15 protein-coding genes are annotated in these 17,247 nt (G+C 53.8%); 10 read left to right on the top strand and 5 right to left on the bottom strand.

Features of this window, described 5'->3' with window-relative positions; all coding sequences use genetic code 11:
- Positions 1–69: 69 nt before the first annotated feature.
- The 4 genes from ACHHZ6_RS09940 to ACHHZ6_RS09925 all read left to right on the top strand — a co-directional run bounded on the left by ACHHZ6_RS09940 (position 70) and on the right by ACHHZ6_RS09925 (position 5,593).
- Entirely contained in the window at positions 70–912 is an 843-nt protein-coding gene (locus tag ACHHZ6_RS09940; protein WP_182272983.1) for a 23S rRNA (adenine(2030)-N(6))-methyltransferase RlmJ, read from the top strand.
- 71 nt (positions 913–983) lie between these two features.
- Positions 984–2,336 carry a glutathione-disulfide reductase gene (gene gorA, locus ACHHZ6_RS09935; RefSeq protein ID WP_182272984.1) on the top strand — a complete coding sequence of 451 codons (1,353 nt, stop codon included), beginning with the start codon at positions 984–986 and terminating at the stop codon, positions 2,334–2,336.
- 140 nt (positions 2,337–2,476) lie between these two features.
- The gene (locus tag ACHHZ6_RS09930) at positions 2,477–3,658 is read left to right on the top strand and encodes a glycoside hydrolase family 5 protein (protein ID WP_395122170.1); all 1,182 of its coding nucleotides are present in this window, start codon (positions 2,477–2,479) and stop codon (positions 3,656–3,658) included.
- A gap of 279 nt (positions 3,659–3,937) precedes the next feature.
- Positions 3,938–5,593, top strand: a complete 1,656-nt coding sequence (locus tag ACHHZ6_RS09925) for an alpha,alpha-trehalase (RefSeq protein WP_395122198.1) — start codon at positions 3,938–3,940, stop codon at positions 5,591–5,593.
- Between the two features lie 38 nt (positions 5,594–5,631).
- Here the strand turns inward: ACHHZ6_RS09925 and ACHHZ6_RS09920 are convergent, their stop codons facing one another.
- The gene (locus ACHHZ6_RS09920) at positions 5,632–7,224 is read right to left on the bottom strand and encodes an STY4199 family HEPN domain-containing protein (protein ID WP_395122169.1); all 1,593 of its coding nucleotides are present in this window, start codon (positions 7,222–7,224) and stop codon (positions 5,632–5,634) included.
- A gap of 147 nt (positions 7,225–7,371) precedes the next feature.
- Between ACHHZ6_RS09920 and ACHHZ6_RS09915 the strand changes: the two genes are divergently transcribed.
- Both ACHHZ6_RS09915 and ACHHZ6_RS09910 read left to right on the top strand, forming a co-directional pair.
- Positions 7,372–7,911 carry a GNAT family N-acetyltransferase gene (locus tag ACHHZ6_RS09915; RefSeq protein ID WP_182272987.1) on the top strand — a complete coding sequence of 180 codons (540 nt, stop codon included), beginning with the start codon at positions 7,372–7,374 and terminating at the stop codon, positions 7,909–7,911.
- A 71-nt stretch (positions 7,912–7,982) separates the two neighbouring features.
- Positions 7,983–8,321: a lysozyme gene (locus ACHHZ6_RS09910; RefSeq protein WP_182919086.1), complete on the top strand. Its 339-nt coding sequence runs from the start codon at positions 7,983–7,985 to the stop codon at positions 8,319–8,321.
- Here the strand turns inward: ACHHZ6_RS09910 and ACHHZ6_RS09905 are convergent.
- Positions 8,300–8,905, bottom strand: a complete 606-nt coding sequence (locus tag ACHHZ6_RS09905; RefSeq protein ID WP_182272989.1) for a response regulator transcription factor — start codon at positions 8,903–8,905, stop codon at positions 8,300–8,302. The two genes, ACHHZ6_RS09910 and ACHHZ6_RS09905, sit on opposite strands and share 22 nt — an antisense overlap.
- A 169-nt stretch (positions 8,906–9,074) precedes the next feature.
- Positions 9,075–9,833, bottom strand: a complete 759-nt coding sequence (locus ACHHZ6_RS09900) for an SDR family NAD(P)-dependent oxidoreductase (protein WP_182919088.1) — start codon at positions 9,831–9,833, stop codon at positions 9,075–9,077.
- 119 nt (positions 9,834–9,952) lie between these two features.
- Here ACHHZ6_RS09900 and ACHHZ6_RS09895 point away from each other — a divergent pair, with 119 nt between their 5' ends.
- From ACHHZ6_RS09895 to ACHHZ6_RS09885, 3 genes are all read left to right on the top strand, one after another.
- The gene (locus ACHHZ6_RS09895; protein ID WP_182272991.1) at positions 9,953–10,852 is read left to right on the top strand and encodes a LysR family transcriptional regulator; all 900 of its coding nucleotides are present in this window, start codon (positions 9,953–9,955) and stop codon (positions 10,850–10,852) included.
- Positions 10,853–10,903: 51 nt separating this feature from the next.
- Complete coding sequence (gene yhjD, locus ACHHZ6_RS09890; protein WP_269475511.1) at positions 10,904–11,881, top strand: inner membrane protein YhjD; 978 nt, start codon at positions 10,904–10,906, stop codon at positions 11,879–11,881.
- Positions 11,882–12,142: 261 nt separating this feature from the next.
- Positions 12,143–13,465 carry an MFS transporter gene (locus ACHHZ6_RS09885; protein WP_395122168.1) on the top strand — a complete coding sequence of 441 codons (1,323 nt, stop codon included), beginning with the start codon at positions 12,143–12,145 and terminating at the stop codon, positions 13,463–13,465.
- Positions 13,466–13,591: 126 nt separating this feature from the next.
- On the opposite strand, the gene pdeH is transcribed toward ACHHZ6_RS09885, so the two are convergent.
- Entirely contained in the window at positions 13,592–14,365 is a 774-nt protein-coding gene (gene pdeH, locus ACHHZ6_RS09880; protein ID WP_182919090.1) for a cyclic-guanylate-specific phosphodiesterase, read from the bottom strand.
- 229 nt (positions 14,366–14,594) lie between these two features.
- On the opposite strand from pdeH, the gene ACHHZ6_RS09875 reads away from it, so the two are divergent.
- A complete protein-coding gene (locus tag ACHHZ6_RS09875) occupies positions 14,595–15,524 on the top strand; it encodes a sugar kinase (RefSeq protein ID WP_196390593.1) in 930 nt (309 codons plus the stop codon).
- A gap of 62 nt (positions 15,525–15,586) precedes the next feature.
- On the opposite strand, the gene ACHHZ6_RS09870 is transcribed toward ACHHZ6_RS09875, so the two are convergent.
- The gene (locus ACHHZ6_RS09870; protein WP_182919092.1) at positions 15,587–17,080 is read right to left on the bottom strand and encodes a pitrilysin family protein; all 1,494 of its coding nucleotides are present in this window, start codon (positions 17,078–17,080) and stop codon (positions 15,587–15,589) included.
- Positions 17,081–17,247: the final 167 nt, after the last annotated feature.

The following is a 17,247-nucleotide window of genomic DNA, read 5'->3' as shown; positions in this document are numbered from 1 at the left end:
CTACGGGTAATCTGTGCCGTTCTGCTGTAAACTGTGGCAAATCGTCATTTCAGCGGAATATCATTACCCATGCTCAGTTATCGCCACAGCTTTCACGCAGGCAACCACGCCGACGTCCTCAAACACACCGTTCAGAGCCTGATCATTGAAGCGCTCAAAGAGAAAGATAAACCGTTTCTCTATCTGGACACCCACGCGGGCGCGGGTCGTTATCAGCTGAGCGGCGAGCATGCCGAGCGTACCGGTGAGTATCTCGAAGGGATCGCCCGTATCTGGCAACAGGATGACCTGCCAGCCGAGCTGGAACCGTATATCGGCGTAGTGGAACACTTCAACCGCAGCGGCCAGTTGCGCTACTACCCAGGTTCCCCACTGATTGCGCGCCAGCTGCTGCGCGAGCAGGACAGCCTGCAACTGACCGAACTGCACCCGAGTGATTTCCCACTGTTGCGTTCTGAGTTCCAGAAAGACAGCCGTGCCCGGGTGGACAAAGCCGACGGTTACCAGCAGCTGAAAGCCAAGCTGCCGCCGGTTTCCCGTCGCGGTCTGGTGCTGATCGACCCGCCGTACGAAATCAAAACTGACTATCAGGCCGTCGTGACTGGCATCAACGAAGGCTATAAACGCTTTGCCACCGGGACCTATGCTCTGTGGTATCCGGTCGTGCTGCGCGCGCAAATCAAACGCATGATCAAAGACCTGGAAGCAACCGGCATCCGCAAAATTCTGCAAATTGAACTGGCCGTACGTCCGGACAGCGACCAGCGCGGCATGACCGCCTCCGGCATGATTGTCATCAACCCACCGTGGAAGCTTGAAGCGCAGATGAACAGCGTGCTGCCGTGGCTGCACAAAAAGCTGGTACCAACGGGTATCGGTCATGCCACCGTCAGTTGGATCGTGCCAGAGTAATCACAGCCATCGGTGGAAACTATTGATTTCAGGTATACAATCGCGGCAATTCACGATTAAGGATAAAAGCTATGACTAAGCATTATGACTACATCGCAATCGGCGGCGGCAGCGGCGGCATCGCCTCCATCAACCGTGCGGCCATGTATGGCCAGAAATGTGCGCTGATTGAAGCCAAAGAGCTGGGCGGCACCTGCGTGAACGTGGGTTGTGTACCGAAAAAAGTGATGTGGCATGCCGCGCAAATCCGTGAAGCTATTCATATGTATGGCCCGGATTATGGCTTTGACACCACCATCAATAACTTCGACTGGGACAAGCTGATCGCCAGCCGTACCGCCTATATCGACCGTATTCACACCTCGTACGACAACGTGCTGGGCAAAAATAACGTGGATGTGATCCGTGGCTTTGCCCGTTTCGTTGACGCGAAGACTGTCGAAGTGAACGGTGAGACGATCACCGCCGATCACATCCTGATCGCTACCGGTGGCCGTCCGAGCCACCCGAATATTCCGGGCGTGGAATACGGTATCGACTCCGATGGTTTCTTCGAGCTGCCTGCCCTACCAAAACGCGTTGCTGTGGTTGGCGCGGGTTACATTGCCGTGGAGCTGGCCGGTGTGATTAACGGTCTGGGTGCAGAAGCGCACCTGTTCGTACGTAAACACGCCCCACTACGCAGTTTCGACCCGCTGATCGTCGACACGCTGGTCGAAGTGATGAATGCCGAAGGCCCAACCCTGCACACTCACGCCGTGCCAAAAGCGGTCGTGAAAAATGCAGACGGTAGCCTGACCCTGGAGCTGGAAGATGGCCGTAGTCAGACCGTCGATTGCCTGATCTGGGCGATTGGTCGCGAGCCTGCCAACGACAACTTCAACCTGGCCGTCACGGGCGTGAAAACCAATGACAAAGGCTATATCGTTGTCGATAAGTTCCAGAACACCAGCGTACCGGGCATTTACGCGGTAGGTGATAACACCGGTGCCGTTGAACTGACCCCGGTTGCCGTGGCAGCGGGCCGTCGTCTTTCTGAACGCCTGTTTAACAACAAGCCAAACGAGCATCTGGACTACAGCAATATCCCGACCGTGGTCTTCAGTCATCCGCCCATCGGCACTGTCGGCTTAACCGAACCGCAGGCGCGCGAACAGTATGGCGACGACCAGGTGAAAGTGTACAAATCAGCGTTCACCGCGATGTATACCGCCGTCACCTCTCACCGTCAGCCATGCCGCATGAAGCTGGTGTGCGTTGGGCCAGAAGAGAAGATTGTCGGCATCCACGGTATTGGCTTCGGCATGGACGAGATCCTGCAGGGCTTTGCCGTAGCACTGAAGATGGGCGCAACCAAGAAAGATTTCGACAACACCGTGGCGATCCACCCGACTGCGGCGGAAGAGTTTGTGACCATGCGTTAACCGCTTTTCGTTGTCTGGCGCTTCACTCAAAAAAAACTGGCCGTAACAGGCCAGTTTTTTTATAGGACTCGATAATTTAAATACAACACTTCATCATTCTGATGAATATAAAATTATCGCCACGCTTAAAAGGGATTGAGATGAAAGCGCTTATCGGTATCACCCTGCTTCTTTTCACTTTTTCAGCCTCATCATCCAATGACATCACCTTCTGGGATACCCCCCAGCACGGTGGAAACAGTTTTAACCGCCTGCCACCGACACAGGCGTATTATGAGGCGCTGCGCGGCTACGGCGCGACATGGGTTCGTCTGTCCTACGACAAATGGAAGCCAGCCGATCGTGATTTTCTCATGGGCAATGCAGACGGCTACCGCACGCTGCAAGCCGCCGATCTCGCCACCCTGAAAGCGTCCATCAGGCGGGCGCATGCCGCCGGGCTCAAGGTCGTCATTGCCCCGCTTTCCTTACCCGGTATGCGCTGGTCGCAAAATAATCATAACCAGTTCGATGACCGCATCTGGCAGGACAAAAAATACTGGCAGGAGGCGGCACTGTTCTGGCGCGATTTAGCGCTGGCGCTGAAGGACGAACCCGGCATTGTCGCCTGGAACCTGGTCAATGAACCCGCACCGGAAAAGCAAGGCAAAATTAGCGAGCAAGCCTCCGCGGAGGCGCTGAAAACCTGGTATCAACAGCAGGCAAACACGGCACGCAACCTTCCTGAACTCTACAATCAGATTATTGCCGCCATCCGTCAGGTCGACGCGACCACGCCGATCATGGTCGACGGAGGCTGGTACGGCTCCGCGCGCGGCTTTTCTGGCTGGCCTGCAGCGCTTAATGACAAACGGGTTCTGTACAGCTTCCACATGTATGAGCCGTATGAATTTACCAGCGCCCCGAATGCGCGCCGCAAAGTGCCGTATGAGTACCCCGGCATGGTCACATTTGGTGGCAAACAGGTGAAATGGGATGCAGCAGCAATAGATCGCTGGATGAGCGCCCCCTTCGTCTGGGCTAAACAACACGGCGTTCCGGCAAACCGGGTTGTCGCCGGTGAGTTTGGCTGCGTACGCACGTTGCAGGGCTGTAAGCAGTGGCTGAGCGATGTCCTGACCGTTCTCGACAAGCATAATGCGCACTGGGCTTTTTATTCCTTCAGGGAAGATGCCTGGGATGCGATGGACTATGAGCTAGGCAAAAAACCGGTTCCGTGGTCCTACTGGAAAGCCATCGACGATAACACCCCTGATACGCTTGAACGCCACTCCACTGAGGAGTTTGAACCTATCAGCAGGCGTCTAAAACAAAGCCTTTAGACGCGATGTTCACGATGCCGCTGTACCGGAAGGCATCGTGAACATACATCACTCGTTGCAAAACGAATGGTCTGAATTTTTTCTCCCGGATAGTGAGCCTCAATTCCCATTTGTTTTTGCATATCAATGAACTATAAAAAATAACGTTCACCACGCCGCCACAGCGAAATGTGATCAAGCGCACGTTTCACTCCCCAGACACCGAAGCGAATGTCTACGCTTAACAGACACCCGGAACAACCTGTCTATACGAACACACAACCGGAGGTCTTTATCACTATGTTCAGCCAGAAACTCCACGCTGCCGAAAACATCGAATTCGGGGTTGCAGAAGAGCTGCGTTACGAAACCGATCCCTGCGAGTTGAAACTGGATGAAATGATTGAGGCGGAGCCGGAACCCGAAATGATTGAGGGGTTGCCCGCCTCGGATGCCCTGACCCCTGCCGATCGCTATCTTGAGTTGTTCGAACATGTGCAGTCCTCGCGGCTTTTTACGGATAGCAAAACCTTCCCCGACTGTGCACCGAAGAAGGATCCTCTGGATATCCTGATCCGCTACCGCAAGGTGAAACGCCACCGGGATTTTGACCTGCGCCAGTTCGTGGAGAACCACTTCTGGATGCCGGAATCACTCTCGACCGAATACGTCTCTGACCCAGGGCTGTCGCTCAGGGAGCATATTGATAGCCTGTGGCCGGTACTGACGCGTGAGCCGCAGGACCATATTCCCTGGTCATCCCTGTTACCGCTGCCACAGTCCTATATCGTCCCCGGCGGGCGCTTCAGCGAAACCTACTACTGGGACTCCTACTTCACCATGCTGGGGCTGGCGGAAAGTGGTCGGGACGATCTGCTGAAGTGTATGGCGGATAACTTCGCGTGGATGATTGAGCGCTACGGACACATCCCCAACGGTAACCGAACCTATTATCTCAGCCGTTCTCAGCCCCCGGTCTTTGCCCTGATGGTCGAGCTGTTCGAGGAGGACGGCGTGCGTGGCGCGAAACGCTATCTGGAACACCTGAAAATGGAGTACGCCTTCTGGATGGATGGCGCGGAGTCGCTGCTGCTGAACCAGGCCTATCGCCATGTGGTACGTATGCCAGACGGCTCAATGCTCAACCGCTACTGGGATGATCGTGACACACCGCGCGATGAATCCTGGATTGAGGACGTAGAGACGGCCCGCCATTCCGGTCGTCCACCGAATGAAGTCTACCGCGATCTGCGAGCTGGCGCGGCTTCCGGCTGGGATTACTCTTCCCGCTGGCTGCGCGATCCCGGTCGGCTTGCCAGCATCCGCACGACGCAGTTTATCCCCATTGATTTGAATGCATTCCTGTTCAAGCTGGAAAGCGCGATCGCCAATATTTCGGCGTCAAAAGGGGATAAAGAGACCGCTGAACAGTTCCGCCAGAAAGCAGCCGATCGACGTGCGGCGGTGAACCGCTATCTGTGGGATGAGGAGCATGGCTGCTACCGTGATTACGACTGGCGACGCGAAGAGATGGCGTTATTCTCTGCGGCCAGCATTGTGACACTGTATGTCGGTATGGCCACGCATGAGCAGGCAGAACGGCTATCTGATGCCGTTAAAGCGCGTCTGCTGACACCAGGCGGTATTATGGCAACCGAGTACGAAACCGGCGAACAGTGGGATAAACCCAATGGCTGGGCACCGCTGCAGTGGATGGCGATTCAGGGGTTCAAACAGTATGGCAACGACACACTGGGTGATGAGATCGCCTGGAGCTGGCTCCAGACGGTGAACCTCTTCTATAAAACGCACCACAAGCTGATTGAGAAGTACCACATCGCCAGCAGTACACCACGTGAAGGCGGTGGGGGTGAGTATCCGCTACAGGATGGTTTCGGCTGGACCAATGGTGTGGTTCGACGGTTGATTGGGTTGTACGGGGAGCCTCGACCCTGACCCTCTCCCAGAGGGTCAGAACCGGGGAGAGGGGTATATTAGCGAATCACCTCATAAATGGCAGTCTGAATGGACTGCCATTTTTTCGTGGTGGCATCCGGTTGTGACTGCGCACGGCGCGTTGCCATATCGGCATCATGCTGCTGGCGCTTCACCACGGCAGGCACGGTACAAAACGCTTTCAGATACTCTTTACGTATTGCAGTCAGAGATTCACCATCAGACATGGCGTGGCCAAGCGTATTGATAAAGCGACGGCACGGCTTTTCCTCCACCATGTTTTGCCGATAGTGCAGCATCAGTTCAAGCACGTCGTCATGCTCTGCCGACATCGCCTCTTCTGTCCAGGACAGCTTCCAGTCCATCCCGCCCTGTAAAAATAGCTGCGTTATGCGGGTATCGTTGCGGTTGATGGCTGAACGGAAATTATTCTCGTCCCAGGTCACCCCCATGCGCGTCAGCGTCTCACGCGAGGAAGGTGTTTCGCGCATCTCCTGAGGCTGAGAGGTTTCTGCCGCATTCACGAGCGCTGGCTGAGGTTTACTGCTGCCGGTCACCAGCCAGAATCCCCCCACGGCAATCGCGATGATCATCACCCCAACTGCTCCCCATAACATGCCGGAAATAAGCTGCTCACGTTGTTCAGGCGTTCGGGGCGCGCGCTGGGTTGGCTTTTCAATCGTGTCGCGGACTTCAAACAGATCGCCGCCGGTAACCCGGTCCATCTTCTGCGCCTTTTCCCAGAAAGCATGCAGCTCGCTGGCATCCACCGCCATTAATCCCGCCGGGTTAATGCGCGTCCTCCCCTCTTCAAAAGCACGCTGCACGGGGCGGGTGATCTGCGCATAGTAGTTATCCAGCAGCAGGATCTGCGCCGAACTTAACGCCTGCTGTACGGTAATACTGTTGCGGATTTGCCGGATATCATCAAGGAACGTTTGCAATGTCTTACGCGGTTCAACCAGTAATGTCAGCATTGACGGGTCGCTAAACAGTGAGGCGTAATACCGGCTAAACTCCTTTTTATCCACCAGCATCTGCGCCAGCTCACTGAACATCATGCCGCTCAGGACATCGTTGATTTCGCCAAGCTTAAGCCAGCGACGTACGCGGTCAGCGTTAAACAAAGTCTTGAGATGGTTATTCAGCCGCACCTGATCGGGCCATGCCTGCTGGATAAGCCCTTTGATCATCAGTTCAATCGCACGCACCTGCTTATGTGCCTGCTGTTGTTGGATCTCATTACCGGGAGCCAGTTCGGTGCTGTAGGTCAGGAGGGGTTGCTGCAAACGCAGGTGTTCCAGTGCGTTCACAAAGCGCATCGCCGCAATGAGCTGATTTTCACTGACATCCTGCCCGCTTTCATACTGAGGAACCCGCTGCTGCAACAGGCGTAACTGCAGGGTAAACTCCGACATCTCAGCATCATTCAGGTTAAGTTGCTTCGCAACGGCAGTCCATCCGCCCGGCCCCAGACGGGCACTGTCCAGCTGTTCCAGAAACCAGCGTGGATCTTTTCCTTCAGAAGCATGTACATTCAGAAGAAGCAGTATCTCTACAGACGCCTGGCGAATGACGGCCAGACAGTGTTCGAACTGTTCGCGAATATGATGTGATGCGCTGAGAGTCATTATTTTCCTTCAGAGACAACGAAGACATCCGGGCCCGGCACGCAGCAGCCGTTTTTCTTTTATTTATACGCAGTTAAACATACCTGACTTTCTGTTGAAATAAAGTGACAGCTCTATAATCATTGAAAATGTCTCAGGAGAATCTGAATGCCTGCCTTCACGACCACACGCCTCACCTGCTCACCGCTGCAGGAACAAGACTGGCCCTTTTTTCTGGCCTTACAGCAAGACCCGGACGTTATGCGCTTTGTCGCACAAGACCGCCCCCTGGCCGAAATCCGTGAAGCGTTCGATTCTCGTCTGATGCCGTGGACACCAGGCTGCGCGCACTGGCTCTGCCTGGTGGTACGTGATACGGCGAGCCAGACGCCGCTAGGTGTAACCGGCTATATTCACCGGGAACAGGACTGCGCTGAAGTCGGTTTCCTCTTCGCCCCGGTAGCACAGGGGAAAGGTTATGGTTTTGAATCGCTCCAGGCACTATGTGATTTCGCATTCACTCAAGGCAACATCCGACGGCTGACCGCCACCGTAACGGCAGGCAATATCGCCTCCAGACGGTTGCTGGAAAAAGCGGGTTTTCAACCTGAAGGCGAGCTGCGGGAAAACTATTACCTTGCCGGGCGCTGGCATAATGACTGGCTGTTTGGTTTGTTGAAGCACGAATACCGGATAAATATTCGCTGATCAACGGCCATTTGGCGGATATTTCTCAGACTTCGTTTCCTCTACAGTAACGTTATTAAGAGGAAATGAATATGACTGGTCATATGCTGAAGATATCTTCTGCTGCCATTGCATTAATTAAAAAACAACAAGGACTCTCCCAGGAAAAATATCGTGATGAACGGGGGGTATGGGTAATCGGATACGGCCATGTCATCCGCGAAGGGGAAATTTTTCGTGGGCTTATCACACCTGCCCAGGCTGAACACTTGTTGCACGACGATATTCAATTATGTGAGGCGCTGATCGGTGAAAATTTTCCGCAACCCCTCACCCAACAGCAATATGACTCACTGGTATCGACGATATTCAGCTTTGGCGGCATCTCCCGTCTGCCACCAGAGCTTCTTCAGGCCATCGCCCGGGTATAGTACATCGCGGCCTGCGTTCTGTTCTTAACATCCAGGCGGCGGAAAAGGGCTTCCAGGTGCGCTTTTACCGTTGCGGCACTGATGTTCAGAATGCGCCCGATCTCTTTATTCGACTCCCCAGCCGCCAGCAACTTCAGTACCTCACGCTGGCGATCGCTCAACAAGGAGAGTTCATGCTGATATGGCTGAGACACACTTAACCATTCGCAGGGGAAACAGACCATCCCCTTTGATACAGAGCCCAACACGGCGGAGAACATCTCCGGAACCGCGTTGCGGTGGACGATTGCCCTCACGTTACGCTGCATGAGCTGCTCTACCCATCTGACCTCTTTTTTCACCAGCATCATCACCACGCGCGTGGCCGGAAAGCGATACAGGAGCGCTTCCAGCAGAGCCATGCCGTCATCCTGAATAAAGCGTCCGTCAATCATGACAATAGCGGAAGGCGATGCGGATAGCTGCTCCCACAATTCTTCAGTCTGACTTGTGCCCGTAATATTTATTTCCGGAATACATTTTTGAAGGCTACCGATCGTTCCATGAATAAATATTGACTGCCTGTCAAACATGATTACTCGCATGGTTCTTTCCTCTGAGAATAGCGAGAAAATTCTACAGAGGTACTATTTAAGAAAAAACTCAAAGAATGGGTACGTTACAATTAACCGGGTGTTATTTAAATCTGGAAGGATTTCGACATACCTGATTTGAGTATATTCTGAAGAGGCTCCCTCCCCTTCAGACCCGATATCACAGGAACATGCCGCCTGACACTTCAATACGTTGTGCATTCATCCAGCCCAGTTTATCGCTGAGCAGCGCGGCAATGGCATCACCAATATCGTCCGGCAACCCCACACGGCCCAGAGCCGTTTGTGAGGCCAGAAGCTGGTTGAGATCCGCATTGTCACGCACGCGTCCACCGCCAAAATCGGTTTCAATCGCCCCAGGGGCAATAATATTGACGGCGATCCCGCGCGCACCCAGCTCTTTTGCCTGATAGCGGGTCAGCACTTCCATCGCCCCTTTCATCGCCGCATAGGTACCAGAGCCTGGCTGAGTAAAGCGGGTCAGACCGCTGGAAACGTTCAGGATCCGTCCACCGTCGCGCAACAGCGGCAACAGACACTGCGTCAGGAAAAATGGTCCTTTGAAATGGATGTTCAGCGCGTCATCAAACTGGGCTTCCGTTGTTCCGGTATATGGCGCGTATAAACCCGTTCCTGCATTGTTCAATAAATAATCAAACGTATCACGCTGCCACAGGGCCTTCAGGGTGTCCTGTACCTGTTGGGCGAAAACATCGAAACATGAAATATCACCGACGTTAAGTTGCAATGCCGCAGCTTTAACACCTTTTCCCTGAATTTCATGCACAACATCCAGCGCTTCCTGCTGACTATTGTTATACGTCAGGATAATTCCCGTGCCGTCCGCCGCCAGCTTTAAGGCCGCATTTTTACCCAGACCACGGCTACCACCTGTCACTAATGCAATACGTTCAGTCATAAGAAACCTCAATTTGGCTGTTATGGAGATTGAGAAAGAGCTTATTAGGTGATAGAAAATCAATAAAGATAGCCATAAACGCTTCACTGTTTCATCTTGAACAACAATGAGCTTTTCCTATGGATAAAATTCACGCAATGCAGTTGTTTGTTCGGGTCGCGGAACTGGAGAGTTTTTCCCGTGCGGCGGAGACGCTGAGCCTGCCAAAAGGGAGTGTGTCACGTCAGGTTCAGGCGCTGGAAAACCGGCTGGGCACCCAGCTATTGCACCGCACCACGCGCCGTGTCAGCCTGACGCAGGATGGTATGGTCTATTACGAACGGGCAAAAGATCTTCTGGCAAACCTCGACGAACTGGACGGTATGTTCCAGCATGATCCCTCCAGCATCAGCGGACGGTTACGCGTTGATATGCCCGTCGGCGTTGCGCGAAATTTAGTCATCCCAAAACTGCCTGCGTTTTTACAGCAGTATCCCGGGATTGAGCTGGAACTCAGCAGCAGCGATCGTCTGGTGGATGTCATTCGCGAAGGTTTTGACTGCGTGGTGCGCGTGGGTACGCTGAAGGATTCGGGGCTTATCGCCCGCCCGCTGGGTAAACTGTCGGTGATTAACTGCGCCAGCCCGGATTATCTGACGCGTTTTGGTTATCCTGAAACGCTGGGCGATCTCGGTTCACACGCTGTCATCCATTACGCCGCCACGCTGGGTACCCGCCCGCAAGGCTTTGAATATTATAATGGCAGCTCAACGCAGTGGATTAAAACCGGCGGGGTATTGACGGTCAACAGCACGGAAACGTACCACGCAGCCTGCATCGCCGGGCTGGGCATTATCCAGGTACCGCGCGTTGGCGTGCGTGATTCCCTGCGGGCAAAAAAACTACAGGAGATCTTGCCGCAATATCGCGCAGAGCCGATGCCCGTCTCGCTAATTTATCCCCATCGTCGTAACCTCTCCCGCCGCGTGCATCTGTTTATGGAGTGGCTAACGGTGTTAATGAAAGCCTATGTTGATTAGGTGCAGGTTATAATTTCAAAAAGTCCTCACCAGATGAATAAGGAAACGCGTGTGACGTCGGAAAACAACCAGCAACGTCCCCCTCAGGAAATGGCCCCAGGTAAAGCCGGAAAAGCGCTTAAAACGGTCACCCGTACGGCGCAGAAAATTCAGCGTCGTCCCATGATTGCGCATCTGATACGCGCGACGGAACGTTTTAACGACCGCATGGGTAATCAGTTTGGAGCCGCTATCACCTACTTTTCATTTCTCTCCATGATCCCCATCCTGATGGTGTCATTTGCAGCCGCCGGTTTTATTCTCGCCTGGCACCCGACGCTGCTTCAGGACATCTTCGATAAAATCCTGATGAGCGTCAGCGATCCAACGCTCGCCGGCACGCTCAAAAGCACCATCAATACCGCCATTCAACAACGCACCACCGTTGGCCTGGTGGGGCTGCTGATTGCGCTCTATTCCGGTATTAACTGGATGGGCAACCTGCGCGAGGCCATTCGCGCCCAGTCGCGCGATGTGTGGGAGCGTACGCCGCAGGATCAGGAGAAAATTTGGGTTAAGTATTTTCGCGACTTTGTTTCGCTGATTGGTCTGCTCATCGCGTTGATCGTGACGCTTTCGATTACCTCTGTCGCCGGCGCTGCACAACAGTTGATTATCTCCGCGCTCTGGCTCGATGACATCAAATGGCTGAAGCCTGCCTGGCACGGTATTGGACTGGCGATTTCCATCTTCGCTAACTACCTTCTGTTCTTCTGGATCTTCTGGCGTTTGCCCCACCATCGCCCGCACAGGAAGGCCCTGATCCGCGGAACGTTAATTGCAGCAATCGGTTTTGAAGTCATTAAAATCGTGATGACCTATACCCTGCCATTGCTGATTAAATCCCCTTCCGGTGCAGCCTTTGGCTCGGTGCTTGGGCTAATGGCATTCTTCTACTTCTTCGCCCGCCTGACGCTGTTCTGTGCAGCATGGATTGCGACAGCACAGTACAAAAATGACCCTCGTATGCCGGGAAAAACGCACCGGTAATGGGGCCACTGGGCTGAAAACTTCAGCCCAATTCGCTATTTCAGCATATAAATCCAGCTCGTAACTTTTATTTAACCAAAAACCAGTTTTATTATCTAATATTTAAAAATCGTGAAGCATTTCATGGAAGTGTTTTTGCTGACCTGAACATTATCCGCTTTTTGTTGCTTTTATCGTCAATTCACGACTTTGTTACAGATTGAAATGTCGCTTTTGCTGTGCGTAATATGGCTTTCGTTCGTCAAAAAATAAGAAAATATTATGCAAGCAACAGCCACTACACTCGACGCCGGAGCGGAACACGTTCCGGTAAACTCGCGCAATAAAGTCGTCGTCGCATCGCTGATTGGCACCGCCATTGAGTTCTTCGACTTTTACATTTATGCCACCGCAGCGGTTATCGTCTTCCCGCATATCTTCTTCCCGCAGGGCGATCCGACGGCGGCCACGCTACAGTCTCTGGCAACCTTTGCTATCGCTTTTGTTGCACGTCCCATTGGCTCTGCGCTGTTTGGTCACTTTGGCGATCGCATTGGGCGTAAAGTCACTCTGGTGGCGTCGCTGCTGACGATGGGGATCTCCACCGTAGCGATCGGCCTGCTGCCAACCTACGAAGCCATCGGCATTCTGGCTCCCGTACTGCTGGCGCTGGCGCGTTTTGGTCAGGGGCTGGGACTGGGCGGTGAATGGGGTGGTGCAGCGCTGCTGGCAACCGAGAACGCCCCAGCGCGCAAACGTGCGCTTTACGGTTCATTCCCGCAGTTGGGTGCGCCGATTGGCTTCTTCTTTGCGAACGGGACTTTCCTGCTGCTCTCCTGGCTGCTGACGGATGAACAGTTCTTGAACTGGGGCTGGCGTATTCCGTTTATTTTCTCTGCCGTTCTGGTACTGATTGGTCTGTATGTGCGTGTTTCTCTGCACGAAACGCCGGTTTTCGCCAAAGTGGCTGCGGCGAAGAAACAGGTAAAAGTGCCGCTGGGTACTCTGCTGACCCAACACGTCCGCGTGACCGTGCTGGGCACGTTTATCATGCTGGCAACCTATACACTGTTCTACATCATGACCGTCTACTCAATGACGTTCAGTACCGCCGCTGCGCCAGTTGGGCTGGGTCTGCCGCGTAACGAAGTACTGTGGATGTTGATGATGGCGGTTGTCGGTTTTGGTGTGATGGTGCCGATTGCCGGCCTGCTGGCGGATAAATTTGGCCGTCGCTCAAGCATGATTGTGATCACCACGCTCATCATTCTGTTCGCCCTGTTCGTCTTCCCGCCGCTGCTGGGCTCAGGTAGCCCTGCGCTGGTGATGGCATATCTGCTGATTGGTCTGAGCCTGATGGGCCTGACTTTTGGCCCAATGGGCGCGCTGCTGCCGGAGCTGTTCCCGACTGAAGTACGTTATACCGGTGCCTCTTTCTCGTATAACGTCTCTTCTATTCTGGGTGCATCCGTTGCGCCCTACATCGCGACCTGGTTACAGGCGAACTACGGTCTGTTCTACGTGGGTGTGTATCTGGCAGCAATGGCCGCGCTGACGTTGATTGCTCTGCTTCTGACACATGAAACACGGCATCAGTCGTTATAAACGCAAAACGGCAACTTCTGAGTTGCCGTTTTTTTCTTCCCGGATTACCCGTGATTCAGGTAAACGAGGCGCTGTGTCCGGTAATAGCGCGTAGAAACCACGAACTATTATGGGAAACAGCTTGTTTTACAACATGACGGTCACGCTATCCAGGGTATCCATTGGAACCGGACGCGAGAGGAAATAGCCTTGCGCAGCGGCTGCGGGCGAGTTTTGCACATCACGCCACTCTTCCAGCGTTTCAACACCTTCTACAATGACGCCCTGACAATAGCGGTTCATCAACTGTAATAACAGCATGAACAGATTTCGTCCTTCCGGGGTCTGGCGCAGCATGATAAACAGATCGCGGGCCACCTTGATGTAGTCGTAACGCACTTCGCTGAGGGCAGAGAAGTTCGCCATGCCGGTGCCAAAATCATCCAGCCACAGCGGGCCAAATTCACACATCGAGGCAAACGACGAATCCTGCGGCAGGCGGACATGCTCCACCAGCTCAAAACGCATCCACGGCAGGGTGGCGATCAGTTCCTGTAATTTCGCATTCTGGCGTAATGCCATCAGGGTCGGGCCATCCACGTTCACCGAGGCAAGGATATCGTGTCGCTCGAAAAAGGCTTGTTTCGTCAGCAGCATGCGTAACTGCTCTTCCAGCACATCCAGACGCTGGCGAACGGCAACTTCGGCAAAATAGCGATCTGGCGCGATACGCTGCGAAGGGTTCGAAGGGTGCGTAACGACCGTCAGAATTTCAATCGCCATCAGTCGACCGTCTGTGCGGTAGATCGGCTGATAGGTGTACGTTCGCTCACATTGCAGCCAGTAGCGATGCTCCTGCAAGTTCTCAATACTTGCCTCAGGCGTAGTGCTCAGCCGCTGGATAACCTGCTCTGACTTCATTTCAGATGTCCTGTTGTTGGGATAGCCTTTCTGGACTCGTCACTGGGTTATCGGCGCGATAATTGAGAACTTTATGTTCAATTCACCGGGAAAACGAAATTAAGATGACAGAAATGACCTGGAACACGCGCTGGCTCAAAAAAAATAATGGAACGTTGTTTTAATATAGTTGACCACATAATTCACTCAGCGCAGACTACTGCGAATTACTCTGTTCAGGTTCACGATTATGTCTAAAAAAATTGCCGTGATTGGCGAATGTATGATTGAGCTGTCCCAAAAGGGCACGGAAGTCAGCCGCGGTTTTGGTGGCGATACCTTAAACACCTCCGTTTATATTGCCCGCCAGGTTAACCCCGATGCACTGAGCGTGAACTACGTTACCGCGCTGGGAACGGACAGTTTCAGCCAGCAGATGCTGGGGTCATGGCAGAGTGAAAATGTTCAGACCTCGCTGATTCAGCGCATGGAAAACCGTCTGCCGGGTCTGTACTACATTGAAACCGACAGCACCGGTGAGCGCACGTTCTACTACTGGCGTAACGAAGCAGCGGCCAAATACTGGCTGGAGAGCGACGCCGCAGCCGCCATCTGCGAAGAGCTGGCGACCTTTGACTATCTCTATCTGAGCGGGATTAGCCTGGCCATCCTCAGCCCGGCCAGCCGCGAAAAGCTGTTGTCGTTACTGCGTCAATGCCGCGCCAATGGTGGCAAGGTGATTTTCGATAATAACTACCGTCCGCGCCTGTGGGCGAGTCGCGAAGAGACACAGCAGGTTTATCAGCAGATGCTGCAGTGCACTGATATCGCGTTCTTAACGCTCGATGATGAAGATGCCCTGTGGGGCGAGAAACCGGTTGATGAGGTTATCGCACGGACTCAGGCAGCGGGCGTCAGTGAAGTGGTGATTAAGCGCGGCGCGAATTCGTGCCTGGTCGCCATTGCGGGTGATGCTGTGATTGAGGTTCCGGCGGTGAAACTGGCCAAAGAAAAAGTGGTTGATACCACCGCAGCGGGGGATTCATTCAGCGCGGGTTACCTGGCGGTACGCCTGACGGGTGGCACGCCCGAGGCGGCGGCACAGCGTGGACACCTGACGGCCAGTACGGTGATTCAGTATCGCGGGGCGATTATTCCGCGTGAGGCGATGCCTGCTTAACGAAGGTGCGGGCTGATGCCCGCACTCTTTCCCTCTCCCACAGGGAGAGGGTTAGAAGGACGTTACTGCCCCTGCGGAATATCCGTCGCATCCGGGTGTAAATCATCCACCGCGGCAGGCTGTGTTGCCTTCGATAGCGGCGTCATAATCCCATCCCAGGTTGACTGCAATTCCTTCATGTCATATTCCGGCTCGCCTTTCGGCTGCAGCAGAATCAACGCCATATCCTGCGACAACTGCTGGCGTAAATCCTGATTCAACATATCGACGGTCAAACCGTTCAGGAAGTCCTGACGCAGCTTCTGATACTGCTCTGGCGCAATGTCCACAACCTGATTTTGCAATGAGCGAATGCGCTGGCTGATCAGAATGTCGGTATCAGCACGGGCATAGGTTGCAAACAGCTTCTGCAGCTCCAGTTTTTTCTGCGCCACCAGCGCGTTGAACTCGTCTTCAGACAGACCCTCTTTATGCACTTTTGCCAGCTCTTTGGCCACCACGCCCAGATTTGCATTCAGCTTATCGCCTGGCGATTCGACGTTAATGGCGCACTGCGCACGCTGGAACAGCACGCGACAGTCAAAGCCCAGACCGATGTTCTTCACGTTGTTCTTACTGAGTGTCTGTTGAACATGCCAGAACAACGCTTCACGTGCCAGGTCGGCACGCCAGTAGCGCAACAGTGCGGCTGACTCGCGGATAGGTTGCCAGGCCGAGTCCCACATCACGGAGAGACGATCCTGGCGCACGGTATCTGTCATGATGCTGACAGGCTCTGCACGCAGCGGAGAGAGCGTCGGCACAGGGGCAGGCGTTTCACGTTTCCCTTTCAGATCGCCAAACGCTTTGTTGATCTGCTCAACCACCGCACGACTATCAACATTTCCGACCACAATCAGGGTCATCGCGTCCGGGGTGTACCATTTCTGGTGGAAGGCTTTTACCTGTTCACTATCGACCGGCTGTTTCAGCGGTTCTGCCGGGTCATGACCGAGCAGCGTTGAGCCTTTCAGGCGGTAGCGCCACCAGCCTTCTTTTGTGTCCACAGGCCAGGTTGCAACCATGTCGCTGTTGCTCAGCGCATAGCTGATACTTTCCGGCGTAATCGCCAGATTGCCAGTTGCATCAGAGAGATACGTCAGTGCTTCTTTTAGCAGATCGTTACGGTTATTCGGCAGGCTCAGGTTAAACATGGTGTAGTCATACGAGACCACCGCCGGTGGCAGCGGGCGCTTTGGGTCTATGGCCTGTTGCCATAATGAACGCACCTGAACTGCCTGCAAACTGCCGCTTTGGGTGAGCGCCAGCCGAGGAATAAAATGGCTAAAACCGGTCTGCAGAGAGCTTTCGGTGAGGGAGCCCGTATTCACAGACAGACGGATTTCAATACGGTCACTGGGACGCTGGGGAGTGGCTAACACCTGCCACTGAAAACCATTTGCCAGAGTCCCTTGTTGCCAGGCCGGGTCTGGCTGGAGCGCATCTGCCTGCACATAACTGGCTGCTACCATCATCAGCAAACCGCCGGTTAAGAGTCGAATTTTTGTGCCCTGCATGTGAACCCCTGATCAACATTCCTGGTTAAAAAGAGTGTCTCGCGACGCGCTTCACTCTAAAAGATGACGATGAAAACACGTCGATTAGACCGCGTGTTCGACAAAACGTCACGGTCAGAAGTGAAATATACCCAAAAAAAATCTTGTCGAATTATGACAGGTATGAG

Source organism: Enterobacter cloacae complex sp. 2024EL-00214, assembly GCF_043945575.1.
GTDB lineage: Bacteria > Pseudomonadota > Gammaproteobacteria > Enterobacterales > Enterobacteriaceae > Enterobacter > Enterobacter cloacae_P.
Note: the sequence above shows the minus strand (reverse complement) of the source record. Positions and strands in the feature narration are given on the sequence as shown.